Origin of the sequence: Streptomyces sp. NPDC048275, from assembly GCF_040652275.1 — a bacterium.
Taxonomy (GTDB): domain Bacteria; phylum Actinomycetota; class Actinomycetes; order Streptomycetales; family Streptomycetaceae; genus Streptomyces.
This window is the reverse complement of sequence record NZ_JBEZLR010000090.1, coordinates 17125-41139: the sequence shown is the minus strand read 5'-3', so window position 1 is coordinate 41139 and position 24015 is coordinate 17125. Positions and strand designations below refer to the sequence as shown.

Sequence of the window (24015 nt, the reverse complement as noted above, 5' to 3'; positions counted from 1 at the left end):
GAGCGAAGCCGAGAGTGGGGGAGTCGGCAACCGACGACAACGCCGCAGATCGGCGTGCCAGACCCCGCGTCTCCGGCATGATCCGCCGGACAGGCTCTAGGGAACCCATCCCGCCCGTCTGAACCGCACCGCCGCCGAAGAAGCTCACACCGCCCACCACTATGTGGAGCTGACCGGTCTGGAGCCGGGGCAGACGTACTACTACCAGGCCCGCTCCCGGGGTTCGGCGGCCACCCCCACACCCCTGCACCTGGTGAAGGGCAACGCTGTGGGCACCTCCCTGCACGGATTCGGCTCGCGTTCCGGCCCGTACTCCTTCACCACGCCGCAGCCTCCGCCAGGCCGCCATCTGCTGTCGATTGCGCTCTGCAACGACCTGCATCTGGGCGAGACCACCGCCGGTCTGGTGACCGGTCTCCCGCTGCCGCGCGGCATCTCGCAGCCACCCGGCCTCGCCCCGTATCCGCAGATCATGGGCAGGGCGCTGGTCGAGGAGGCACGTCGGCGCGGAGCGCATCACCTGCTGGCCGCCGGTGACCTCTCGGCCGGCGGTGCGCCGCGGGACCTGAGGGAGGCCAAGCGGCTCCTGGACGGGTTCGGCACGCACGGGCAGGACTACTTCGTTGTCCGCGGAAATCATGACCGGCCCACTGCCCGCACCCGCAGGGAGTGGGGCGACAGGTTCCAGGACGGCTTCTTCGCCGTCGGTTCACCCGCCTACTTCGCCCGTGAACTCGGCGGACTGCGGATCGTGGGACTGGACACGTACGAGAAGCGGGGCAACGGCGCCGGCCCCGGGGGACTCTCGCCCGACCAACTTGCCTGGCTGTGCGCCCGGTTGAGGCAGGACAGGGACCAGCCCACGCTGGTTTTCGGGCATCATCCGCTCACCGTGCGCCACTCGCCGTTCCCGGTGACGGGCGGGCAGCGTCTCGACCGCCGCCAGGCCCGAGCCATTCTCGACGCCTACGCCTCCACGCCCGGCGTGTTCCTCCACCACGCCGGTCACACTCACCGAAACAAGCGCACCGTTCTCGCGCAGGCCCCCCACGTCACACTGCAGGAGGTCGGCGCGGTGAAGGAGTACCCCGGCGGTTTCAGCCTGCTGCGGATTCACACGGGCGGATTTGCCCTCAACTATTACAAGAGCAGCAGTCTGCCGGCCCGGGAGTGGGGTGAGCGCAGTCGGCGTGTGGTGGCGGGTTTGTGGCCGCAGTACGCCTTCGGTCCCTCCGTTCGTGACCGTAACAGTGTGGTGGTGCGCGATTTTTCCGGTGTTACTCCGTGGAGGTCGGTGCCTGCTTTCGGTCGCATTTCGGAGAAGCGGGCTCGATGACCGCACGTTGAATATCCCGTCACTGGGATGCGGTGGGCTGGACCACGGGTTCGGGCTGCGCCAGGGCGGGCGGCGGGTGGGGGCCGCTGGATAGAATGCGGGTATGGGCGGTTGGCCTCTGGGTTCGGCTGCGCCGGGGCGTGTCTTCGAGGCCGGCCCCGGTGCACGCTGGGGTGATGTGTGATGGGTGCGGGGTCGGACGGGGCAGGTGTGTATGCGGGTCGCGCGTCGGGTTTGATCGGGGCGCAGATCGCGGGTTACCGGGTGGAGCGTGAGATCGGCCGTGGGGGGATGGCCGTGGTGTACTGCGCGAGGGATTTGCGCCTGGAGCGTATGGTCGCGCTGAAGCTGCTGGCTCCGGAGATGGCGCGAAATGATACTTTCCGTCGTCGTTTCACGCATGAGTCGCGGGTGGCTGCGGCGATCGACCATCCTCATATTGTGCCGATTTTCGAGGCCGGCGAGACGGATGGTGTTTTGTATATCGCCATGCGTTATGTCTCGGGGCTTGATTTGCGGGCTCTGCTAGACCGGGACGGGCCGTTGCCGGTGGAGACGGCACTGCGTATTGCCGGGCAGGTGGCGTCGGCCCTCGATGCGGCTCATGAACATGATTTGGTGCATCGGGATGTGAAGCCGGGGAATATTCTGGTGGCACGGGGCACCGACAGTGATCATCCCGAGCATGTGTATCTCACGGATTTCGGATTGACGAAGAAGTCGCTGTCGTTGACGGGGTTCACGACGGTGGGGGAGTTCGTCGGCACGCTCGATTATGTGGCGCCGGAGCAGATTTCGGGTCGTCCGGTGGACGGCAGATGTGATCTGTACAGCCTTGCCTGTGTGGTGTACGAAACCCTCGCGGGCGGGCCGCCGTTCCAGCGGGATGAGGACATCGCGCTGCTGTGGGCGCATCAGTACGATCAGCCGCCTGCCCTGAGTGAGAGACGGCCGGGGATCGCGGCGGCGATCGACGACGTGCTGGCAAGGGCCCTGGCGAAGGTCCCCGAGGACCGTTACAGCTCGTGTTTGGAGTTTGTAGGGGCTTTGCGTGTTGCTGCGGGTGCGGGTGCGGGTGCGGATGCAGGTGGGGAGGGTTCGGGGCTGGTAGTTGATCCGCCGGCGTGGGCGTGGCCGGTGTTCAGTGGTTGGTCTGGCTAGGGTCTGTCGTTTGGATCAGGTCGCGGGGAATCGGCGATGGCGTGATCCAGACGACAGGCCCTGGTGCTCTGACCGAGACACCTCACGCTCCTATCTGCTGCCGTAGTCGCGGGTGCGTCGCGATCGAGGATCTCCTGTGCGTCCGGCAGCCAAATGCTCCCTGCGGGGACCCGCAACGCACCCGCGTGTTACTTACCGACGACTGCCGACACGGTGAAGGTTCAGCTTGCCCGGCAGAACGGGGCCCTGCCCATGGCGGATTCGATGCCGCCGAGGATCAGGCTCTGGAACTGTTCAGCACCGGGGAACGAGCCATCGGTCGAGAAGGCCTTGGCGTCATGGCCGAGGGTGGTGAGCCAGGCACGTCCGCCGTCGTAGTACTGACACCAGGCGACCGGGTGGTGCCTGCCGTGTCCGGGGTGGCCCTGGTTGCCCGTGACACCCTCGGCAAGCGTGGACTCGTCGACGGTGGCCAGGACGCGGACCTTCGAAGGGGCCGGGACGAGGTTGTACCACTCGTCGGTGAAGTCCCAGCGCGCCGGAAGATCTGAGGCGGAGGAGTCATGGCGGTTTTGCACGACGACCGTGCCGCGCTGGTCGGGCCCGTGGTCGTAGAAGTTGGTGCCGCCCAACAGGCCCTCGTACCAAGGCCAGTTGTACTCCGTGCCGAAGGCGTTGTGGATCCCGACGAAGCCTCCGCCGCCGCGGATGTACTGGCGCAGGGAGGTCTGCGCGGCATCGTCGAGAGTGTCGCGGCTGGTGGAGTAGAAGACGACCGCGTTGTACCGGAAGAGCCGCGAGGGCGAGGAGAGCTGGGTGACGTCCTCGGTCCAGTCGACGGTGAAACCGTTTTTCGAGCCCATCCTGACCAGGGCGTTCTGTACGACGTTGGCGTCGGCGAGTGCGGGGTTGAGTCCGGCGCCGAGTGCGGGACCGAGGTTCGCGTGGCGGGGGCCCGCGGTCCGCGTGTAGAGGAGCACTCTGTAGCCGTCGGCGGCCGGGGAGAAGTTGCCCCAGTCGTGGTAGCACTTGGCGCTTGTGCCGCGGCAGACCCCATAGTCGGGGTCGCCCAGCTCCTGGGCTCCGGTGAGTCTGCCTTCGCCTCGTGCGGATGCCTGGTGCTGGAGGCCGAAGAAGGCGATCAGGGCGATGAGGAGCGTTGCGCTGACCGCGGCCAGTACGGACACCGTCGTACGCGCTGTCGACGTCATGGCGGTCGGTCCTCTCACTGGACGACGATCTTGCCGGTGGACTGGGGGAAGGCAGGGTCGTTGTAGAAGTACTCGCCGGCCCTGTCGAAGGTGTGCGTGTACGACTGGCCCGGCATCAGCAGCCCGGTGTCGAAGTCCGCGTCGAAGAAGGCCACCGCGCCGTGGGCCTGAGCGTTGCCGGCGGGGTTGGTGAAGGTGACGGTGGTGCCGGCCGGGACCGTCAGGTGCTGGGGCGCCATGGCGTTCTGGGCGACCGTGTTCTCGGTGGCGCCGGGTGTGCCCGTGACGGTGTTCCAGACGCGGCCGAGGGTGACGGTGTTGTGTGCCGTCGCTCCGGTCACGGCGGCGGTGCGGATCTGGTTGCGGCGGGACGGCGGGGTGGGTGCCGGGGCCTGGTCGACCTTGCCGTCGAGCTTGAACGCCCAGAGGTGATCGCCCCGCGGGATGTCGGGGAAGGGGAGACCGTTTCCGCCGGCGAGCACGGCGATGTACTGCTCGCCGTCGATCTCGTACGAGACAGGGACGGTGTTGGCCCCGGCACCGCACTGCCAGGTCCACAGGGTCTTGCCGTCGGTGTCGTCCATCGCTTCGAGGACGCCGTCCGGGCGGCCCTGGAAGAGGACTCGGCCCGCGGTGCTGAGGATGCCGTTGCCGTGGGCCAGCGACCAGGGGCCCTCCTTGCGCCAGGCGACCGTGTTGGTGCGGGGGTCCACCGCGACCAGACCGCCGCCGAACAGCTCACCGAGGGGCCGAGCCGTGTTGACGCGGCCGCCGCGGGTGTTGGAGTAGGAGGAGTTGACGAGGCCGTAGCCGACATAGACGTATCCGGTCCTGGGACTGAAGGAGGGGAAACCCCAGTCGGCTCCGCCGCCCGCGCCCGGGAAGATGATGGTGGCCCGGTCCCAGAAGACGGAGTACAGGCCGCCGGCCGGGTAGAAGGGCACGGGCCGGGTCGTCTTGTCGAACTCCGGATACGGGGACACGAACGGCTCGCCGCCGGGGAAGGGCTGGGTGGGCGAGGTCTTCTGCAGGGCGTGCTGCGGGACCGGCCTCTCCTCCATGCCGTGGACGGCCTCGCCGGTGCGGCGGTCGAGGATGTAGTACCAGCAGGTCTTCGAGCCGTAGATGACGACCTTGCGCTTGTTGCCGTCGATGAGGAGGTCGGCGAGCACCGGTGCCATGACGTTGTCGGCGTCCCAGATGTCGTGGTGGACCGACTGGAAGTGCCAGCGCCGCTCACCGGTCTTGGCGTCGATGGCGACGATCGAGTTGGCGAAGAGGTTGTCCCCGCCGCGCGAGGATCCGTCCGTACGGGGATATGGGTTGCCGAACGTCCAGTAGACCAGGCCGAGTTCGGGGTCGACGGCGGGATGGATCCAGGGGACCGCGCCGCCGGTCTTCCAGGAGTCGCCCTCCCAGGTGTCGTGTCCGTACTCCCCGGGGCCGGGCGGGCCCCAGAAGGTCCACACGACGTCGCCGGTCCTGGCGTCGAGCGCGTATCCGCGGCCGCGGGCCCCGGCGGTGGATCCCTCGGTGCCGATGTAGATCAGGCCGTCCCAGTGCACGACCGCGCCCGCCAGTCCACCGCTGTTGCCGCCGCACTGGCCGCTGTCGTTGTCGCAGCCGTCGTCGCCGCCGTTGTCGTCGACGATCAGCGGTTTCTGCCAGACGATCGCTCCGGTCTTCCGGTCGAGGGCATAGACGATGTTGGCGCCGGAGATGGTGAAGACCTTGCCTTCCGCGACCGCGACGCCGCGCATGTTGGTGGTCTCGGTGCCGAGGCTGGTCTTCCAGATCACCTTGCCGGTCCTGCCGTTGACGGCGAAGACGTTCTGCTGGGTGGTCTCGACATACAGCACGCCGTCCTGCACGACGATCGTGCACTGCTGGTACGCGCTGGTGGAGCCGCCCTCCAGGTTGATGTGCCAGGCCCCGCCCAGCCGCTTGATGTTCTGCGGGGTGATGTCCCGGAGTGTGGAGTGGTTCTGGTTGGCGTAATTGCCGCCCACCTTGGGCCAGTTGGCGCCGGTGGTGCCGAGTGCGGGGGACTGCCGGGGCACCGGGAGCGCGAGGCCCGAGGACGCGTTCGGGGCGCCGTTCGGGGCCGCTTCGGCGGGGGGCGCCAGGGAGGAGACGGTGGCCGCGCTGCCTGCCGCGGCTGTCAGGAGGAAGGTGCGTCTTTCCATCGTTCAGTTCCCTCGATTCGATCAAGGTCCGCTAGATGGTTTGCGCAATCCACAGAATGGGTTCGCGTGATGGGAGGTCACGTTAGGGACGGCTGTGCGTCCGTGACAAGACACGCGACGGGGGATTTTCGAGCGATGAGGGTCAACCACGTGCTACGGGCGTGCTGTTGGTGCCACCAGATGGACCGGCACCATGGAAGGCGGCATGGGGCTCTTGTTGCGGCGCCCCTGTCCGGTCTCCTCCCAGGCGTGCGCCAGGATGCCGACACTGCGGCTGAGCACGAAGAGGCCGCGGGCGAGTGGCGCGGCGAAGCCCAGTTCGGCGTAGATGACGGCGGTGGCGCCGTCGATGTTCATGGGGACGGGCTTCCTTCCCTCGCGCCCCCGGTTGAGATGCGCCTCCACGGCGCGGGCCGCCCGCAGGTGAGCGCCCTCCACCAGGCCGTCCGCCACGGCCCGGTCCACCAGGGCGAGCAGCGGGTCGCGGCGCGGGTCGCGGGGGTGGAAGCGGTGGCCGAACCCGGGCAGATAGCGCGAGCGGACGCGCCACTCGCCGACGACCTCCGCCACGGCGAGGTCGAACTCGCGGCCCCGGTCGTGCCGTTCGGCGATCTCGCTCAGCAGCTGCACGCACTGCTGACCTGCCCCGCCATGCACATCGCCGAGCATGTTCACCCCGGTGGCCATGGCGCTGTTGAGCCCTACCCCGCAGGTGGCGGCCATTCGGGCGGCGGCGATCGAGGGCGCCTGCGGTCCGTGGTCGACGCCTGCCACCAGGGCTGCTTCCAGAAGTCTGGCCTGCTCGGCGCGGGGAAGTTCGCCCCGAAGCATCAGCCAGATCGTCTCGACGAAGGTCGCGTGGCCGATCAGGTCCTGTACGGGGTGCTCGCGGAGTTCGATGATGCCGGGTTCGACCCGGCTGACGGCGGTGGCCCACCACTGTGCGACCAGGCCGTCCTGCGGCCCGGCCGTCATGAGGCCCGCGCCTCGGCGGCCTGACGGTGCGCCCGCCAGCGGGCGATCAGCCGCTCCCGTTCCTCGCCGTGCTGGTCGAGCAGCGGAGGCGGGGCGTCCGGCGAGAGGGGTTCGCCGTCCACCAGTACGCCGTTGCCGCTGACCCGCAGGGTGCGGCCGGAGTCGTCCGGATAGGGCAGGTCGGTGAAGAAGCCGCGGTGCGCCAGTTGTTCCAGCTCCACAGACTCGGGGACCGTCAGGACGCGGGCGGCCGGCACCCCGGCCGCGGACAGCGTCGTCTCCCACTCCAGAGCGGTCTTCTGGCGCAGCGCCGCGTTCAGTTCGGTGTTGAGTTCCGCGCGGTGCAGTTTGCGTGCCTCGCGCTCGGCGAACCGCGGGTCGTCGATCAAATGGGGCAGCCCGGCGAGACGGCAGAGCGTGACGAACTGCTCCTGCCGGTTGGCCGCGATGTTCAGTCCCCCGTCGGCGGTCTCGAAGGTCCCGGACGGGGCCGCGGTGGCGTTCTGGTCGCCCATCGGTTCCGGATCCACCCCGCTGACCAGGTAGTTGGAGACGGCCCAGCCCATCGCGGAGAGGGAGACCTCCAGCATGGAGAGGTCCAGCCGGGCTCCTTGTCCGGTCTTCTCCCGTCCGAGCAGCGCCGCGCTGATCGCGAGTGCCGCGCCGAGCCCGCCGAGCGAGTCGCACACAGGGAAGCCCACCCTGAGCGGTGCGGTGTCGGTGGTGCCGGTGATGCTCATCATCCCCGACAGGCCCTGGATGATCTGGTCATAGGCGGGAGCGGCGCTCATCGGCCCCGACTGCCCGAAGCCGGTGATCGCACAGCTGACCAGGCGCGGATTGAGCTCACGCAGCCGGTCGGCACCGTATCCCATCCGGGCCAGTACCCCGGCTCGGAAGTTCTCCAGCAGGACGTCCGCACCGCGTACCAGTTCCTCGAAGTCGGCCCGGTCGGCGGGGGCCTTGAGATCGAGTACGAGTGACTTCTTGCCGGCGTTCTGGGCCAGGAACGACGCGCCGATACCGGCCCGGTTCAGCTCCGGATCAGGGCCGAGACTCCGCGCGAGGTCGCCCCTGCCCGGCTGTTCGACCTTGACGACCTCGGCGCCGAGGAGCATGAGGTGGTAACTGCAGTACGGTCCTGCGAGCACATTGGTGAGATCGAGTACGCGGATTCCTGAGAGCGGTCGTTCGGGCATGCACCGGCTCCTTCTGCGGTTCCTGCGGTTCCTGCGGTTGCTGCGGCTTCTGTGCTTCCTGGAGTTCCTGCGGTTCCGGCGGCGGTTACGCCGACTTCTGCGCTGTGATCACTTCGTCGGGCTGAGCGGGTGGTCGAAGCCCTGCTCCGACATCTGCCGGGCGACTTCGGCGAGCGCGGCGGCGAACCGTTCGACGACGGACTCGGGGAAGCGGTGGCTGGGTCCGCTGAGCGAGAGCGAGGCGACGACGGCCCCACTGCGTCCGACGACGGGTACGGCAACGGCCGTCAGCCCTTCGTCGCGCTCGCCCCGGCTGACCGCGAAGCCGCGCTCCGCCGCCAGGTCCGCCCACACCCGCAACTGCCTGGCATGCCCCTCGCCGTGCGGGGAGCCCACGGCGATCCGGCGCAGCAGGCTGTCGGGAGCCGTACGCAGCAGGATCTTGGACGAGGCGCCCGCCCACAGCGGGAGTTCGTCGCCGACCCGTACGACATGGCGCAGCGGCTGCGGGCTCTCCTGCTGGGCCACACAGACGCGGGACAGACCGCGCAGCATGAAGAGGTTGACCGTCTCCTGCTGTTCCTCGGCCAGCTCACGCATCAACTTGCGGGTTTCACGGGGCAGTTCCCAGCTGGTCTGCGCGAGATGCGCCCAGCGCCACAGACCGGGACCCGCGGTGTAACCGGCCGGGGTGTCCCAGAGCAGACCGCACTGCTCGAGGGTCTGCACCAGGCGGACCACCGTGGTCTTGGCCAGGCCGGTGGCGTCGACGATCTCTCTCAGTGTGACCGTCGGCTGATCCTCGGTCAGCAGTCCCAGGATGTCCAGAGCCCTGCGCACACTGCGCACCCCGGTCGCCTCGGCCGCCCGCTCATGGTCGGTCTCGCTCACGCGCCTTCTCCCTCCGCTTGGAAACTTCCTCGAACGGCCCTCTTGCCACCGCGAGTTGGCGCCCGTACGTTACACGCCGACCCACAGAGCAGTCCACCAGTACCACTTAGCGGTTTCCTGGGAGATCTCATGCTCGATTCCCTTCTCAAGGCCGGCGTGGACGCGGCGGTAGCCGAAGCGCCTCCCTATGTCGCCGGCCAGTGGGGTGGCGACGGTCCCTCGATGGATCGAACAGGCCCGTACCTGCGCCGAGTTGTCAGTCGAACGACCACGGCGACCGGGGAGGAGATCTCCCGCGCCCTCGCCTACGCCCACTCCTCGGGCCGTACGGTGGCCAGGCTCGCCCCCGCTCTGCGCGCGGACATCCTGGACCGAGCATCCCGCGCCGCCTCGGCCGACCGCGAGGGGTTGGCCCGCGTCCTCGCCCTGGAACTGGGCAAACCGCTCAAGGACGGACTCGGCGAGATCGACCGGGTCGCGGACACCTTCGCGGTATGCGCGTCGGAGGCGCGTCACATCGGCGGCGAGACCCTGCCCGTCGCAGGCTGGCAACGCGGCGTCGGCAACACCGCCTTCACCTATCGCGCACCGGCCGGGGTGGCCCTCGCCATCACCCCCTTCAACGCTCCCGCGAATCTCCTCGCGCACAAACTCGGTGCTTCCTTCGCCGCCGGCAACACCACACTCGTCAAGGCCCCACCGCAGGCTCCGGCCGCCACCGCCGCGATCGTGGCACTGCTCCTGGAATCCGGAATGCCCCCGCAGGCGGTGCAGTTGCTGCACGGTGGCGGCGAGGTCGGCACGCTGCTGTGCGCGGCCGACGAGGTGGCCGTCATCAGCTTCACCGGCAGTGCGGCGACCGGCCATGCCGTCGCCCGTGCGGCCGGGGCCAAGCGCCTGGTCCTCGAACTGGGCGGAAACGCCGCCACGATCGTCTGCGAGGACGCCGACATCGGGCAGGCCGCGAAGGAGTGCGCCCGCACCGGATACAGCAACTCCGGCCAGAGCTGCATCTCCGTCCAGCGGGTCTACGTCCACCGCTCGCGCTACGACGCCTTCCTCGACGCCTTCACCGCCGCCGTCGACACCCTGAAGGTCGGCGACCCGCTCGACCCGGCCACCGACGTGGGCGCGATGGTCGACGAGGAGGCCGCCGAACGCGTGGTGCGCTGGTCGGCCGAGGCCGCCGGCTCCGGCGCCCGTGTACTGCGCGGCGGCACCCGGGACGGCGCCACCGCCGCGCCCACCGTCGTGGCGGACCCGGCGCCGGACTCCTCGGTCGTGGTGCACGAGGTCTTCGGGGCGCTGGTCGCGGTGCTCCCGTACGACGACTTCGGCGCGGTCATCGACGCCTGCAACACCAGCCGCTACGGCTTGCAGGCGGGGCTGTTCACCCGCGACATGGGCCGCATCATCACCGCCTGGCGCGAGCTGGAGACCGGCGCGCTGATCGCCGGCGGCAGCTCCAACTACCGCCTCGACCATGTCCCCTTCGGTGGGGTCAAGGACTCCGGCTTCGGACGCGAGACACCCCGCTCGATGATCGACGACTACACGGTCGTCAAGACTCTCCTGCTCCGCGGCCTGTCCGTGTGGGGCGACACGACCGCCATCGACACGACCGCCCTCGATACGACCTCCACCGATACACCCTCCCTCGACGCGGAGACCGACGCATGACCGTGACCGCCGCCGAAGCCCTGGTCGGCCAGCTGGAGTCGTACGGAGTCGAGTACATCTTCGGCACCTGCGGCCACACCAACATCGCCCTGCTGGACGCGCTCGGCCCCAGCTCGATCGAGTTCGTGATCGCCCGCCACGAGCAGGCCGCCGCGCACGCCGCCGACGGCTACGCCCGCGCCTCTGGAAAGCCCGGTGTCCTGCTCACCCACGTCGGCCCCGGCATGATGAACGCGGTCACCGGAGTGGCCACCGCCGCCCTCGACTCGATTCCGCTGATCGTCATCTCCGGCGACATCCCCTCCTACTACGCAGGCCGCCACCCGCACCAGGAGGTCAACCTCCACGCGGACGCCGACCAGACCGCCATATACCGGCCCTTCACCAAGCGCGCCTGGCACGTGCACCGAGTCCAGGATCTGGCCCGTACGACGGAACGGGCGTTCTGGACCGCGACCTCCGGGCGTCCGGGGGCCGTGCTCGTCAACGTACCCATGGACCTGTTCAACCGGCAGGTCGAGGAGTACGCCGGTGAGTACCCGCTGCCCGGAGGCTCCACGCTGCCCGGTCTCGACCGGGTCACCGCCGAGCGCATCGCCGAGACGCTGCTGAGCGCCGAACGCCCGCTGATCTACTTCGGCGGCGGACTGCGTGAACCAGCCGCCCGCCAGGCCCTGTTGGCGCTCGCCGAGCACCTCGACATCCCGCTCGCGCACTCCCTGATGGGCAAGGGCGTCCTGCCCGACAGCCACCCACTGCTGCTCGGCATGCCCGGCTTCTGGGGCCTGGAGACGACCCATGAGTACACCAAGGGCGCCGACGTGGTCCTCGCGCTGGCGACCCGGTTCGCGGAGACCGACGCCAGCTCGTGGGACCCTGCGTACACCTGGACCTTCGGTGACAAGAACAGCCCGCCCAGCAAGCTCATCCAGATCGACATCGACCCCGCCGAGATCGGCCGCAACTATCCCGTCGAGATCGGTGCCGTCGCGGATGTCGGCGATGCGGTACGGGCCATCGGCGAGGCCGTACGGACCGCCAGGCCAAAGCCGCTGACCCGTGACGGGCTGCGCGAAACCATCGCCACCGCCCGCCGTTCCGTCTTCGACACCGCCCGCGAGGACGGTCGCAGCGACAACTTCCCACTGCGGCCCCAGCGCATCCTCGCCGACCTTCGCGAGGCGCTGCCCGACGACGCGGTCCTCGTCACCGATGTCGGCTGGAACAAGAACGGCGTCGCCCAGTGCTACGAACTCCCCGAAGGCGGGCGGTTCATCACCCCCGGCGGAGCCTCGACCATGGGCTTCGGCCCTGCCGCCGCGGTCGGTGTGCAGACGGCCCAGCCGGACCGCGTGGTGGTCGCACTGATCGGCGACGGAGGGATGAGCGCGCAGCTGCCCGCCGTACCGATGGCCGTCGAGCAGGGCCGCCCCGTCATCTTCGTGGTGATGAACAACCGGGCCCACGGCACCATCGCCGACCTCCAGGCCTCGTCGTTCGGCCGGTCCTACGGTTGCGAGTTCACGGACGCCGAAGGACGCCCGTACAGCCCGGACTTCGCGGCCCTCGGGCAGTCCTGCGGCGCCGACGGCTACACCGTCGCCGCCCCCTCCGACCTCTCCAAGGCCCTCGCCGACGCGATCGCGCGGCGCAGGCCCGCCGTCATCGACGTACCGATGGTCAACGAACCCGTGCCGACGCCGGGCCACTGGAACATCAAGGACATCTATCGCGGGTCCTTCGCCGACTGACCGCCCTACGACTCCCTGTCTTCCGCTCACAACGAGGTGACCTCATGACCCGCAGCACCGCACGACCACGCACCACCGCCCGCGCCGCCGTCTGCACGGCCGCCGCGCTGGCCGCCGCCCTCACCGCGTGCAGCGCACCCGGCGAGTCGGCCGACGACACCAAGGCGTCGTCCGGACCCATCAAGGTAGCCGTCGTCAACGCACAGAGCGGGCAACTCAGTTCACTGGGCGACTGGGAGTACAAGGGCGCCAAGCTCGCCGTCGACGAGTGGAACAAGAAGGGCGGCATCGACGGCCGCAAGATCCAGCTGAAGCTCTTCGACGACCAAGGCGACCCGACCACCGGCACCAACCTCGCCCGCAGGCTGGTCAGCGAGAAGTACGTCGCCATGATCGGCACGGCGGAGAGCGCGGTGACCATCGCCATGGGGCCGGTGCTCCAACAGGCGAAGATACCGAACATCACCTCCGGCCAGTCCGACGGCCTGGTCGCGCTGAAGAGCCCGTACCTCTTTCTCAACGGACCGACCAGCACCACCTACGACTCGACGCTCGCCCAACACCTGGTGAAGGACAAGGGCTACAAGAAGATCGCCATGATCACCAACAACGGCTCCTTCGGGAAGGGGGAGCACGACGCTTTCAGCAAGGCCGTGAAGGGGCTCGGTGTGACTCCGTCCACCGACCAGGTGGTCACCACCGACCAGAAGGAGTTCAGCGCGGCGCTGACGAAGATCCGGTCCACGAAACCCGAGGTCATCTTCATCGGCTCGGAGGAGGTCGAAGCCGGACTGATCGTCAAGCAGGCCCGCGACCTGGGCATCACCGCACCCTTCGCGGGCGCCGCGCCGCAGGGCACCCCCGTCTTCATCGACACCGCGGGCAAGGCCGCCGCCGAGGGCACCATCGTCAGCTCGCCCTATCTCAGCAACGACGTCAGTGACGCCTCGAAGAAGTTCGCCGCCGCGTACGAGGCCGCCTACGGCAAGGAGGCGGAACTGCACGGGGCCAAGGCCTACGACGGGGCGAACATCCTGCTGACCGCCCTGAAGACCAGCAACGGCGCGACCGGCGAGGAACTCGCGGACGCGATCCGCGGCACCCGGTACAAGGGCCTGCTCGGCGACTTCCAGTACGACGAGACGGGAGTCGGCATCACCCAGACCACCATCGGCGTCATCCGCGACGGCAAACTCGTCCCGCAGCAGTAGGCACCGGGAGCACTGACGTGCAAGAGACACTGCAGACACTCGTCGGAGGCCTGAGTCTCGGGGCGGTCTACGCCCTGGTCGCCATGGGGTTCTCCCTGGTCTACCGCACCATGGGCCTGGTCAACTTCGCTCACGCCGACATCGCCATGATCGGCGCCTACGCGGCCTCCACCTTCTACCTGACCTCCAAGCTGCCCTTCGCCGTCGCCATGGTGGTGGCCATCGCGGTCACCGCCGCGATCGGCCTGGTCATCGAGCGGGTGCTGCGACCCCTGGAGAACAAGGACTTCGACCTGATGCTGATCGGCACGATCGGCTTCGGCATCGTCCTCCAGGCCGTCGCCATCCTGATCTGGGGCACCACCGGACGGGCGGTCCGCTCGCCCGTCCGGTCCGCCCCGCTCGACCTGTTCGGTGTGCGCGTACGCACGTACGACCTGCTGGTGATGGCCGTCGCGGCCCTCGCCGTGCTCGGCCTCGCCTGGTTCCTCGCGCGCACGAAGCGCGGCGCGGCCATGCAGGCCGTCGCCATGGACCACGAGGCGGCCACCGCCGTCGGCATCAACGTCGGCCGCAGCAACGCCCTCGCCTTCTCCATCGGGGCGGGCCTCGCCGCCCTGGCCGGCGGTCTCGTCGGACCGATGCTGTACGTCGACGCCTCGCTCGGCGGCGCGCTCGGCATCAAGGGCTTCGCCGCCGCGATGCTCGGCGGCTTCGGCTCCATCCCCGGAGCGGTCGTCGGCGGACTGGCGATCGGCGTCCTCGACTCCTACGCGGCCGGCCACTTCCAGGGCTACTCGGTGCTCGTGACCTTCCTGGTCTTCACCGTCGCCATCATGATCCGCCCGATGGGCGTTTTCGGGGAGAGGACGGTGAGCCGCGCGTGAAGTTCCGTATCGGAGGGCTCGGGGCCTTGGCAGTGGCCGCCTGGCTGCTGCCGTACGGCCTGGGCAGCTACTCCATCCATGTCGTCAACATCGCGCTCATTTATGCCCTGTTGGCCATCGGTATGGGCCTGGCCATGGGCATCTCCGGGCAGATCAACCTCGCCCAGGTCGCGTTCTTCGGCGTCGGCGCGTACACCCTCGCCATCCTGACCACCGACTCCGGGTACGGGTTCTGGGCGGCGGCGGTCATCGCCGTGCTCGCGACCGTGGCGACGGGCCTGTTCGTCGGCATACCGGCCCTGCGCATGCAGTCCCACTACCTGGGGATCGTCACGCTCGGCCTGGCGCTCGGCTTCATCAACTGGATCACCAACGCCTCGGTCACCGGAGGCGCCGACGGCATCTCCGGAATCCCGCTGCCCACCCTGCCCGGCATCGACCTGTCCAGCGAATACCTCTACTACTACCTGGAGTTGGTCGTCTGCGCGTTCGGCCTCGGTTTCGGGCTCTTCGTCGTTCGTACGTCTCTGGGGCGACGGCTGCGCGCGATGCGCGACGACTCCCTGGCCGCGGGCGCGATGGGGGCCGAGATCCCGCTGTTGCGGATGACCGCGTTCTTGCTCGCCAGCCTGTACGGGGGCATGGCCGGAGTGTTGTACGCGGGCCTCATCCGCTATGTCGCTCCGGAGACCTTCTCCATCGGCAACGTGTTCATCCTGCTCGCCATGGTCATCATCGGCGGCCGGCGTTCCCTCGTGGGCTGTGTGGTCGGTGCGGTCGGGCTGACCCTGATCCGCGAGTGGCTCTCCGACTTCTCGACGTACGCACAGCTCGGATACGGCGTCGTGGTCGTCCTCATGGTCGTCTTCGCGCCGACCGGACTCGCCGGAATCCCCTCCCGCGTGAGGGAGTTCGTGAACCGGCGGCGACGGAGTCGCACCGAGGACCGTGCCCGGCTGCGCCCCTTCCAGCCGTACGAGGTGGTCGAGACGGCCGATGCCGCGGACGAGCCTCTCCTCGAAATCCGGTCCGTCACCAAGGACTTCCGCGGACTGCGCGCCTTGGACGACGTCTCTCTCACGGTCCGTCCCGGCGAGATCCGCGGCATCGTAGGACCCAACGGCTCCGGCAAGACCACCCTGTTCAATGTGATCAGCGGCTTCTACCGAGCCACTTCGGGACAGGTGCGGTTCGCAGGCCGCGCCACCACCACCGCCCGTCCGTACACGCTCTCCCTCCTCGGCGTGGCCCGCACCTTCCAGAACCTGCGTCTGTTCGGCCAGTTGACCGTCCGGGAGAACATCCTTGTCGCGCTCGACCGCACCCGGACACACATCATCTGGCAGTACGCGGTGTGGCAGCCCGGTGTCGTACACCGCGAGCGGTGGCTGCGCCGCCAGGCCCAGGAACTCCTGGAGCGTTTCGGGCTCGCCGACTTCGCGGAGGCCGCGCCCGGTTCCCTCCCCTACGGCATCCAGCGGCGCATCGAGATCGCCCGTGCGATGGCCGCCCGGCCCCGGCTGCTGCTGCTCGACGAACCGGCCGCCGGGCTGAACGGCGAAGAGGTGCAGCAACTCGCCCGCATCGTGCGCTCCATCCGCGACAGCGGCACCACGGTCGTCCTCATCGAGCACAACATGGGCCTGGTCATGTCGCTGTGCGAGCGCGTCACGGTGCTCTCCAGCGGTGGGGTCATCGCGGAGGGCACGCCCGCCGAGGTGGTCGCCGCTCCCGAGGTGATCGAGGCGTATCTCGGGGATTCCGCGATGGCGGACGCTCCGCCACCGCAGCCGGCACCGCCCGAGGCCCCCGCAGCACCGCCCGAGGCCCCCGCGGCTCCGTCCCAGGCCTCTGCCTCGACCCAGGAACCCGCTTCGAAGGAGGCATCCCGGTGAGGACGATCCCCTTCCGGCGGACGGCCGCCCCCGGTGCCAGCACGCCGGCCACACTCACCGTCGCCGACCTGTCCGTGCACTACGGCGGGGTCCGCGCGGTCAGTTCGATCAGCTTCAGCGTGGAGCCCGGGGCCTCGGTGGGCATCATCGGCGCCAACGGCGCGGGCAAGACCTCCACCCTCAAGGCGCTGATGGGCCTGGTACCGCGCGGCGGCGGACGCATCACGCTGGGGGAGCGCGACCTGACCCGCGTGCGGGCCCGCGACATGGTGCGGTACGGCATCGGCTACGTACCGGAGGGCCGGCATGTGTTCCCCGGCCTGACCGTGGAGAAGAACCTGCTGCTCGGCGCATACGCCCGCCGATGGGACGCCGAGACCCAGGCCACGCTGGCCGAGGTGCACGAACTCTTCCCGGTGCTGGGCGAGATGGGCCAGCGGCTGGCCGGTGCGCTCTCCGGCGGTCAGCAGCAGATGCTCTCCATCGGCCGCGCCCTGATGGCCAGACCGCGCATCCTGCTGCTCGACGAACCGTCCATGGGGCTCTCGCCCAAGCTCGTCGGCGAGATCTTGAACGCGCTGAAACGGCTGCGTGAGGAAGGGCTGAGCCTGCTCCTCGTGGAGCAGAACGCCAAACTCACCTTCGGCGCGACGAGTCACTGCCTGGTCATGGAGAACGGCAGCGTCGCCATGACCGGAACCTCCGAGGAGCTCAGCCGGGATGCCCGGGTACGCCAGATCTACCTCGGGCTGTGAACGGTTAGGGAAGGGCGCGCGGCGATGGACCGGGCGACGGACCAGGACTCGTATCTCGTCGGCCTGATCGGCTCCGGCATCGGCACGTCGCTCAGCCCCGCACTCGACGAACGCGAGGCGGACCGGCACGGCCTGCGCCACCTCTACCGCCTGATCGACCTCGGCGCCTTCGGTACCGCCCCCGAGAAGGTGGGTGAACTGCTGGAAGCCGCCCGGGACACGGGCTTCACCGCCCGCAACAGCACCCACCCCTGCAAGCAACTTGTCATCGATCACCTCGATGCCCTCTCCGAGCAGGCCGAGGCGGTCGGTGCGGTCAACACCGTCGTCTTCGGGGAGGGACGGGCGACCGGCCACAACACGGATGTCACCGGGTTCGGGGCCTCGTTCGCCCGCTCACTGCCCGAGGCCCACCTGGAGCGGGTGGTGTTGCTCGGCGCCGGAGGAGCCGGGGCGGCCGTCGCCCACGCGGTGCTTGCCCGCGGCGCCGGACACCTCACGGTCCTCGACCGGCTGACCCACCGCATGGTCGTCTTGCAGGCCGCCGACTCCGGTCTGACTGCCACTCCCTGACGTCCGAGGGATCACCAGGCCCACATCGCGTCAACCCAGTGCGACGGACCATCGAGGGGGCCCGGCTCAGCGGGCCCTCACCCGCGGGCCTCGGCATCGGCTGGGCCCCGACCGACTACTGCAGGATCGGGGCCCGGCGGCCGGCCAGGCGGCGCCCGCCCTTGAAGAGGCGGGCGCCGCTCGATGATCTGCGGACAGATCTGGCTATGACCCGACCGGGCCTAACCGGTCAGTGTCGGGACGTAGGGCGACAAGGCCGGAGCGAGTTGTACGCCAGGGGCCAGGCCGAGGGCGACGAGGGCGTCCGGCAGGCCGCGGCCGACGCGCGCCGCTTCCGGGGTGCCCGGGGCCGCCAGCTGGCGGCAGCTGGAGGAGATGATGTCGAACAGGTGCTGCACCCGGCCGGGTCCACGGGGCAGCAACTGGCCGTGGAAGTCCTCGTGGTGGGCGAGCACGAGGGCGGCAAGGCCGGCGACGTGGGCCGAGGCCGTGCCGGTGCCGTCGAGGGCTGCGTATCCGCCCTGCGGCGAGCACGCCAGGACTGCCACGCCGGGAGCGACCGCGTCGACCCCCGGGCCGTAGCCGCTGAACGGTGCAGCGAACAGCCCTTCCGGTGTCAACTGCGGGCCCACATGGGTGGCCTGGGATGTGTCTGGCGGGTACGAGCCGAAGACCCCCAGCGCGCCCACGGCGAACACGGTCGGCAGCGAACCGGGGAAGGCGACCGGTCCGCCCGTGTCGCCCACCGGAGCGACGCAGGCGATACCCGCCGCGTTGGCATCGGCAAGCTTGCGGGAGACCAGCGCCGACGCATACGGGGTCGCCACCCCGATGTGGGCGACGTCGACCTCGTGGTCGATGCAGTGATCCAGCGCGGCGATCAGGTCACTGAAGCAGCCGCCCGGCTGCACCTGACAGACCTCCAGCTCGGCGTCGACCGCGATGCCGATGACGCCCTTGCCGGTGTCCGCCCCGGCGATGATGCCCGCCGCGTGGGTGCCGCTGCCCACCTGGTCCTGGGCCCAGCCCTCTTCCGTACCGTGGACGAAATCGAGTCCGGAGCGCGCTCGTTGTTTCAGATCGGGGTGGTCGGAGGCGACCCCCGAACCGATGACCGCGACCCTGACCCCGAAGGCACGGAACGTGGGAGGCAGCCGGTCCAGCCGCATGGCCCGCTGGCCCCAGCTGTACTGCTGCCTCTCGTCCAGCCCCGGGTACACCTGGTCCAGCGGTGTGAGGGTGACCAGGTTCTCCTCGGTCACCGACAGATCGGGACGGCTGATCCAGCGGTCCGCATAGCCTCCCGCGGGCCGGATGTACAGGGACTGCACGGACTCCGCGGTCTCCGTGGCCAGCGTGACGGTCACCGTCCCGTCGGCATCGGTCAGGCCCGGCCACGGCCAGGACGCCCCGATCAGGAACACCCCCGCGCCGGCCAGCGGTTCGCCCTCCGGGCCGCACACGCGCAGCGAGATCTGCGTAGGTTCGGCGAGCGGCGTGACAAGCCCCGGGTCGAGGAGCGGAAAAATCCTCGCGGTCGGTGTAGCGACGGGTCCGGTTCCGGACAGAGGCAGGTCCGGCTCGATGTGTACGTGCAGCGATCGCATCGCCGGCACCTGGGACTCGGATGCTTCGACAACTGCGATCTTCGGGCAGGAGGGGTGCAGCCCGCCCGATTGCAGCTTCTCCGACGGGTCGAGCCTGCGGATCACCCTGACCTCGGGCATCCGGTCCAGCCGGTCACACACCGCGTCCATGGTGAGTTCGGACACTCCCGGTGGGAGCAGATGCTGTGGCAGCGGCGTCACCATGTACCGCTCGCGGCGCGGTTGCACCAGGTGCGGTGACTGCGCGCCTTTCTCACGTGGCCCCGCTTGCCTGCCCTCGGGTTCGGACGCGCTCGCGCCTTCCCCCTCGGACCCGCTCTCGCGGCTGTTTCCGGGCCTTTCCTTGACCATCACGTCCACCTTCACCACGCCTACGTCGTCTGTGTTCTTCTGATCCGGCGATGGGGCGGCTCGTGCTTCCACGGTGATGCGGTGTGCCTGGAAAACCGCTCCAGGCACACCGCATCGCGCCGCCCTCAGGTCAGCCGATACCGAACGGCTGACTCATCTGGCCGAAGTTGAAGCCGGGCTGCTGGTACTGCTGGCCGTACGGCTGCTGGCCGAACCCGCCGCCCCACTGCTGCTGACCCTGCTGACCCTGCATACCCTGCTGACCCTGCATGCCCTGCTGACCCTGCATGCCCTGCTGACCCTGCTGGCTCTGCTGGAGCAGCGCCACGATCGCGGTCGGCAACGCCTGCTGTACGGACTGTTCCACGGCGTGCCGGATGCCTGAGTGCAGCGCGCGGTGCAGCGCGAGCGCCAGGTACGGGTGCGCCTGCTGGGCCAGGCCAGGCTGCTGCTGGAGCTGCTGCTGGATCTGCTGGATCTGCTGGAACGTCTGCTGCACTTGCTGCGAGACCTGCTGGGCCGTCTGCTGGCACGCCTGCTGGATGGTCTGCTGGACCAGCTGGGCGATCTGCTGCGGGCCGGCCTGCTGCAGGGGTTGGGTACCGGTCATCACCGACATGAATGCTCCATTCGATGCCACCAAGGGGAAGCCGACACAGGAATAGTGTCGGACTTGTCACATAGTGTGACGAATTTGAAGCTAGGTCAGCGCTGGCTTGGCCGCAATCGGACGACCGGCTCCTGGAGGATGAATCCCCGACCGTCGCCGACCGGTACATGGACGGCTGACAGCGCGGAAGTCCGGGCGACTGGCATCCAGCCGCGTGATCACCGCACCCCGAGGGACCGTCCTCGTCGAACGGGAATCCTGCCGCCAATCGAGTGGCGTCATCGACAGCTGCTTGCTGTGGCCTTCAGGCATCGAGGCTCGGTTACAGGGCCGACATGACAATCGACCGCAAACACCAGCGGCACCTCGCCAAGACGGTGGCGTTCGTCAGCCAGGCTTTTCTGGCCGCGTGCCGGCGGCCCATGCTCCGGCGAGAGCGGGCCGGGCACCCGGAGAAGGCCACTTCGTCGTCCACTCGCGACTGACACGACCGCGCAGCCCATGCTTGGTGATGAGCAGGACCGGGTCGGCGGCGGTGACGTCGGGGCGCAGGACGCCGGCGTTCAGGCGTCGGGTGCGCAGGTCGTCGAAGACGGAGTCGCGGTGCTCGGCAAAACCTTGTCCGTTGGTTCGCCGCTCAACGGCACCGCCAGTAGTCGGTTCAGGAGTAGCGGAAGGGGAGACGGCGGAGGACCGCGCGGACGGCTTCGTTGACGTCAGGAAGCAGGGTGCCGATCTCTTCGTACATGTCGCCCCCGGGACGGCTGGATTCCGTCACGGCGTAGGCTGTCCAGAACTCGACCGTGCGCCCCACCAAACCACGGCGCCGGAAGCCGGTTCGCATCACATAGCCGACGGGAAGTCCGCTGTCGTCGTCGACGGGGACCTCGTCCCAGCGCAGGCCGTCGTCCCAGCCCACTTGGATGAAAACCTCGTCAGGTGGGTCAGTCCGCGCGGGTTTCCTCTCGCGGAGGAAGAGCCTGCGGCTCTCCATCAGCGCCGTAAGGCCCGGTTCTATGTCGTCCACGTAGCCCATAAGCCTTTCCCCCGGTCATCGGCGGCATCACAGGACTGGCCGGTCGCCTGCTCAACGACCGTGGCGCGAGGCCTGGTTCCCGTCCCTTGTCGGCGACCCCACGGGCTTTCACCCGGTCGGCTCGACGTGGCGCGCGTCGGCGGGGATCCAGTGCTCACGCCCCGCGGGGCGGGCACGCCACCCCATCAGCGGTCTGGCCTCCCGGCCACCAGCAGGGGCACGGTCTGACCTCAGAAGTCACAGCTTCCGGCGTCGATAGTGCTCACCTGCTGGCGGCTACGGAACCGAGCATTCCCCGGCTCCGTAGCTCCCATTAGGCGTTGTTGGGCAAGCCGCTGGGCTCGTTTCTCTCGTGCGCCAGCCGCGACGGAGAGGGGCAATCGCACCGAGGCGCGGATGCCGGGCGCAAAGGGGCACCGACGAAAGACGGAGCCTCGCGGTGACGAAATGGGAGGTGGCATCACTCCGCGATCTCGGTCCGTTCCCACCACTCGAATATGGTCAGTTGTCCTTCCGGAGAGTCCTCATGGCGTGGCGTGGCCTTGTAGTGCTCGTACCCGCCGAGGTGCGGAATCTTCAACTCTTGTCCGGGAGGCGTGATCGGCACTATCTGACCCACGAGATCGTCCGGGCCGCCCTCCAGCCGTGCTTTGGAAGCCATATGTCCAGTCTTGCCACCGCGGGGTGTCTGACGCATCTTGGAGAGGCTCAGACGTTCATGGACCCTATAAGTTCGGCGGGTTCGAGACCCAGCGCGACCCGGTCCGTACCGCACACGGCAGAGCTTCACCGTGCTGCACCCCGGGCAGACGATCGACGTCGGCACTCTGCTGACCGGCGTTCCGATCCATCTCGGTGCGGGGCCGGGAGAGATGCCAAGCCGACCGAGCCGACGCGGCGCTGCACCGTCTGGACGCTGGTCAGAGTCCCGCCGATCTTCGACGGCGGGATAGAGGCTGCCGGACGGTCGGCGAAGTACTGCTGCACCTCGTCGTACGAGGCAGTGCTGGCCACCGCAGCCGCGAGCTGATCGGGAATCGGCCGTGGCTGACGGTCTTCCGCTTCCCGACCTACACCCCCGACCTCAACCCGGCCGAGGGCGTGTGGGGGCACCTGATGAAGAGCCTGGGCAACCTTGCCCCGTGCAGTATCGATGACCTGGCCGGGCTGGTTCGCACCCGCCTCAAACGGATGCGGTGCCAGCCCGACCTGCTCGACGGATTCATCGCCGAGACCGGACTGATCACGACGCCGCCGTGATGTAGCCCGAACCGAAAACCTCAGTGGCCTCCCCGGCGGCGGTCAGTTGCTGCTCGGTCGGCTTGGAAAGAGAGATCCGGAATACCGGGGGTCATCATGGCTGGGTAAACCGTAGGTGGCGTCGTTCGGCCAGCTCCTCCGCGCTGACCACAGTCAGAAGCGGGGTTCCAGGCGGCGCGAACATGGTCACCACCATCTGCGACTGCGCGTCCGGAAGGTTGTTGGCGCCAACGTAGTGGATGACGTCGCCCCCGGGCTCGAACAGGGCGTCACCGGCCTTGATTACCCGGGGTGGCTGCCCTTCCAGTTCGAAGAGGACCTCGCCCTCAGTCACGTACCCGAAGATCGGCCCGGGGTGCCGGTGCGGCGGCGCGCCGGCGTCACCGGGCTGCAGGGTGATGCGGACGGTCCTGGCCTCGGCGCCGGCCGGGATCATGGCCGCCGCCTCCGGCCGGGTCGTGATCACCTCAAGGCCTGGGGGCAGGTGTGTGTGCTCAGCGCTCATGTATTCCTCCAAAAAGAGACTGTCCGCAATAAGGACAGGACCGACTCCCCGTTTGTGACAGCCCTACGCGGCGAACCTGCCCAGGGCCGCGCTGGAGATCCTGGTCGCCCGAGCGGATGAGGGCGCTCAACTCGCCCATCCGGTTCCAGGTGTTCACCGCCATACGGGCCTGGACCCGGCCTCCCGCAGCGAGAACGCGACGAACTCCTGATCCGCGGGGGAACCGCTGATGACCAGCTTGTCCTGCAGGGGTGAGCCTGAGTCGGGCACGGATGGGGTCAGGAGTCAGACAACCGGTGGCTGATCGGCCGGTGGGTTCGCCTTCAGTTTCTCGAATGCGGTAGGGGTCGGGCGATGCGGTAGGAAGTCCTTGATCTGTTGAGCACAGTCGGCCGGACTGGCGGTGCTCGTGTCGCACTCGATGTCGTAAAGGCCGTGGGCATGGACCTTGGCGATCTGGCGTGCGGCCAGCCCCGACGGGCGGTCCCCGCGCTCTCGCTCGCGCCGTTCCAGTTCCGGCATGGGGCAGTGCACTCCGACCAGTACCACGTCTTCGGGGACGAATAGGGCGACGCAGTCGAGGAGACGCCACTGCTCGCTCAGGACGTGATCCACCACGATGTTGTTGCCGCCTGAAGCCATGCCGGCGACTGCGCGGTGGAAGCCCATCCAGGTGTGCCTGAGCACGGAAGGCAGTTCGTCGGTTGCGAAGTCCCGCCGCGCCCGCATGGCGTGGAAAGCGTCCACCGGCATGTGGAAGTACGTGTCGTTCAGGATCGGGAGGAGCTCCTTGGCGATGCTCGACTTCCCGGAACTCGATGTGCCGTTCAAGAAGATGATCAGCCCGCCGGACGTCTGTGAAGCTCTCGCTGAGCCCGCAACCTGGTGGGACTGAGCTTCTGCTGAAGTTGGCATAATCTTCCCCCGCTTCGTGT

Annotated in this window: 21 protein-coding genes and 1 pseudogene; 11 read left to right on the top strand and 11 right to left on the bottom strand. The window is 68.8% G+C overall.

Translation table 11 applies throughout. The annotated features are described in order from the left end of the window. The first annotated feature begins 163 nt into the window (after positions 1-163). Entirely contained in the window at positions 164-1336 is a 1173-nt protein-coding gene (locus AB0D57_RS36645; protein ID WP_362083529.1) for a metallophosphoesterase family protein, read from the top strand. Positions 1337-1519: 183 nt separating this feature from the next. Further along, on the top strand, positions 1520-2497 hold the full coding sequence (locus AB0D57_RS36640; RefSeq protein ID WP_362083526.1) for a serine/threonine-protein kinase: 978 nt from the start codon (positions 1520-1522) through the stop codon (positions 2495-2497). Positions 2498-2718: 221 nt separating this feature from the next. On the opposite strand, the gene AB0D57_RS36635 is transcribed toward AB0D57_RS36640, so the two are convergent. The 5 genes from AB0D57_RS36635 to AB0D57_RS36615 form a co-directional block, all read right to left on the bottom strand. After that, a complete protein-coding gene (locus tag AB0D57_RS36635; RefSeq protein ID WP_362083523.1) occupies positions 2719-3708 on the bottom strand; it encodes a ThuA domain-containing protein in 990 nt (329 codons plus the stop codon). Between the two features lie 14 nt (positions 3709-3722). Then, on the bottom strand, positions 3723-5894 hold the full coding sequence (locus tag AB0D57_RS36630) for a PQQ-binding-like beta-propeller repeat protein (protein WP_362083520.1): 2172 nt from the start codon (positions 5892-5894) through the stop codon (positions 3723-3725). Positions 5895-6047: 153 nt separating this feature from the next. Further along, on the bottom strand, positions 6048-6869 hold the full coding sequence (locus AB0D57_RS36625) for a citryl-CoA lyase (protein WP_362083517.1): 822 nt from the start codon (positions 6867-6869) through the stop codon (positions 6048-6050). Further along, positions 6866-8068, bottom strand: a complete 1203-nt coding sequence (locus AB0D57_RS36620) for a CoA transferase (RefSeq protein WP_362083514.1) — start codon at positions 8066-8068, stop codon at positions 6866-6868. Before AB0D57_RS36620 ends, AB0D57_RS36625 begins: the two co-directional genes overlap by 4 nt. Positions 8069-8176: 108 nt before the next feature. Next, entirely contained in the window at positions 8177-8959 is a 783-nt protein-coding gene (locus tag AB0D57_RS36615) for an IclR family transcriptional regulator (RefSeq protein ID WP_362083511.1), read from the bottom strand. 129 nt (positions 8960-9088) lie between these two features. Between AB0D57_RS36615 and AB0D57_RS36610 the strand changes: the two genes are divergently transcribed. The 7 genes and pseudogenes from AB0D57_RS36610 to AB0D57_RS36580 all read left to right on the top strand — a co-directional run. Then, complete coding sequence (locus AB0D57_RS36610; RefSeq protein ID WP_362083508.1) at positions 9089-10639, top strand: aldehyde dehydrogenase family protein; 1551 nt, start codon at positions 9089-9091, stop codon at positions 10637-10639. Continuing rightward, positions 10636-12390 carry a thiamine pyrophosphate-binding protein gene (locus AB0D57_RS36605; protein WP_362083505.1) on the top strand — a complete coding sequence of 585 codons (1755 nt, stop codon included), beginning with the start codon at positions 10636-10638 and terminating at the stop codon, positions 12388-12390. The genes AB0D57_RS36610 and AB0D57_RS36605 overlap by 4 nt, the downstream gene beginning before the upstream one ends. A gap of 44 nt (positions 12391-12434) precedes the next feature. Next, on the top strand, positions 12435-13601 hold the full coding sequence (locus AB0D57_RS36600; RefSeq protein ID WP_362083502.1) for an ABC transporter substrate-binding protein: 1167 nt from the start codon (positions 12435-12437) through the stop codon (positions 13599-13601). A gap of 17 nt (positions 13602-13618) precedes the next feature. Next, entirely contained in the window at positions 13619-14488 is an 870-nt protein-coding gene (locus AB0D57_RS36595) for a branched-chain amino acid ABC transporter permease (protein WP_362083499.1), read from the top strand. Further along, positions 14485-16383, top strand: a complete 1899-nt coding sequence (locus AB0D57_RS36590) for a branched-chain amino acid ABC transporter ATP-binding protein/permease (RefSeq protein WP_362083496.1) — start codon at positions 14485-14487, stop codon at positions 16381-16383. Before AB0D57_RS36595 ends, AB0D57_RS36590 begins: the two co-directional genes overlap by 4 nt. Then, a complete protein-coding gene (locus AB0D57_RS36585; protein ID WP_362083493.1) occupies positions 16380-17138 on the top strand; it encodes an ABC transporter ATP-binding protein in 759 nt (252 codons plus the stop codon). Before AB0D57_RS36590 ends, AB0D57_RS36585 begins: the two co-directional genes overlap by 4 nt. A gap of 24 nt (positions 17139-17162) precedes the next feature. Next, a pseudogene (locus AB0D57_RS36580) lies at positions 17163-17654 on the top strand (shikimate dehydrogenase); the annotation flags it as partial. 278 nt (positions 17655-17932) lie between these two features. Here the strand turns inward: AB0D57_RS36580 and AB0D57_RS36575 are convergent. Together AB0D57_RS36575 and AB0D57_RS36570 are read right to left on the bottom strand one after the other, a co-directional pair. Further along, positions 17933-19669: a S8 family serine peptidase gene (locus tag AB0D57_RS36575; protein ID WP_362083490.1), complete on the bottom strand. Its 1737-nt coding sequence runs from the start codon at positions 19667-19669 to the stop codon at positions 17933-17935. Positions 19670-19799: 130 nt separating this feature from the next. Further along, entirely contained in the window at positions 19800-20288 is a 489-nt protein-coding gene (locus AB0D57_RS36570; RefSeq protein WP_362083487.1) for a hypothetical protein, read from the bottom strand. Between the two features lie 326 nt (positions 20289-20614). Between AB0D57_RS36570 and AB0D57_RS36565 the strand changes: the two genes are divergently transcribed. Further along, positions 20615-20764 carry a hypothetical protein gene (locus AB0D57_RS36565; protein ID WP_362083484.1) on the top strand — a complete coding sequence of 50 codons (150 nt, stop codon included), beginning with the start codon at positions 20615-20617 and terminating at the stop codon, positions 20762-20764. A 176-nt stretch (positions 20765-20940) separates the two neighbouring features. Here the strand turns inward: AB0D57_RS36565 and AB0D57_RS36560 are convergent, their stop codons facing one another. Together AB0D57_RS36560 and AB0D57_RS36555 are read right to left on the bottom strand one after the other, a co-directional pair. Then, positions 20941-21315, bottom strand: coding sequence for a hypothetical protein (locus AB0D57_RS36560; RefSeq protein WP_362083481.1), 375 nt, complete (start codon positions 21313-21315; stop codon positions 20941-20943). A gap of 460 nt (positions 21316-21775) precedes the next feature. After that, positions 21776-21976, bottom strand: coding sequence for a DUF5988 family protein (locus tag AB0D57_RS36555; RefSeq protein ID WP_362083478.1), 201 nt, complete (start codon positions 21974-21976; stop codon positions 21776-21778). Positions 21977-22170: 194 nt separating this feature from the next. Between AB0D57_RS36555 and AB0D57_RS36550 the strand changes: the two genes are divergently transcribed. Beyond that, entirely contained in the window at positions 22171-22575 is a 405-nt protein-coding gene (locus tag AB0D57_RS36550; protein ID WP_362083475.1) for a hypothetical protein, read from the top strand. Between the two features lie 94 nt (positions 22576-22669). On the opposite strand, the gene AB0D57_RS36545 is transcribed toward AB0D57_RS36550, so the two are convergent. After that, positions 22670-23080 carry a cupin domain-containing protein gene (locus AB0D57_RS36545; RefSeq protein WP_362083472.1) on the bottom strand — a complete coding sequence of 137 codons (411 nt, stop codon included), beginning with the start codon at positions 23078-23080 and terminating at the stop codon, positions 22670-22672. A 285-nt stretch (positions 23081-23365) separates the two neighbouring features. Beyond that, positions 23366-23911, bottom strand: a complete 546-nt coding sequence (locus tag AB0D57_RS36540; RefSeq protein WP_362083469.1) for an AAA family ATPase — start codon at positions 23909-23911, stop codon at positions 23366-23368. Positions 23912-24015 lie beyond the last annotated feature (104 nt).

Bases quoted from the DNA above. Each gene is read 5' to 3' on its own strand.
- AB0D57_RS36600 (WP_362083502.1), top strand. From the start codon at position 12,435: ATGACCCGCAGCACCGCACGACCACGCACCACCGCCCGCGCCGCCGTC.
- AB0D57_RS36575 (WP_362083490.1), bottom strand. From the start codon at position 19,669: ATGGTCAAGGAAAGGCCCGGAAACAGCCGCGAGAGCGGGTCCGAGGGG.
- AB0D57_RS36620 (WP_362083514.1), bottom strand. From the start codon at position 8,068: ATGCCCGAACGACCGCTCTCAGGAATCCGCGTACTCGATCTCACCAAT.
- AB0D57_RS36560 (WP_362083481.1), bottom strand. From the start codon at position 21,315: ATGGGCTACGTGGACGACATAGAACCGGGCCTTACGGCGCTGATGGAG.
- AB0D57_RS36640 (WP_362083526.1), top strand. From the start codon at position 1,520: ATGGGTGCGGGGTCGGACGGGGCAGGTGTGTATGCGGGTCGCGCGTCG.
- AB0D57_RS36570 (WP_362083487.1), bottom strand. From the start codon at position 20,288: ATGTCGGTGATGACCGGTACCCAACCCCTGCAGCAGGCCGGCCCGCAG.
- AB0D57_RS36630 (WP_362083520.1), bottom strand. From the start codon at position 5,894: ATGGAAAGACGCACCTTCCTCCTGACAGCCGCGGCAGGCAGCGCGGCC.
- AB0D57_RS36635 (WP_362083523.1), bottom strand. From the start codon at position 3,708: ATGACGTCGACAGCGCGTACGACGGTGTCCGTACTGGCCGCGGTCAGC.
- AB0D57_RS36545 (WP_362083472.1), bottom strand. From the start codon at position 23,080: ATGAGCGCTGAGCACACACACCTGCCCCCAGGCCTTGAGGTGATCACG.
- AB0D57_RS36625 (WP_362083517.1), bottom strand. From the start codon at position 6,869: ATGACGGCCGGGCCGCAGGACGGCCTGGTCGCACAGTGGTGGGCCACC.
- AB0D57_RS36605 (WP_362083505.1), top strand. From the start codon at position 10,636: ATGACCGTGACCGCCGCCGAAGCCCTGGTCGGCCAGCTGGAGTCGTAC.
- AB0D57_RS36555 (WP_362083478.1), bottom strand. From the start codon at position 21,976: ATGGCTTCCAAAGCACGGCTGGAGGGCGGCCCGGACGATCTCGTGGGT.
- AB0D57_RS36610 (WP_362083508.1), top strand. From the start codon at position 9,089: ATGCTCGATTCCCTTCTCAAGGCCGGCGTGGACGCGGCGGTAGCCGAA.
- AB0D57_RS36565 (WP_362083484.1), top strand. From the start codon at position 20,615: ATGACAATCGACCGCAAACACCAGCGGCACCTCGCCAAGACGGTGGCG.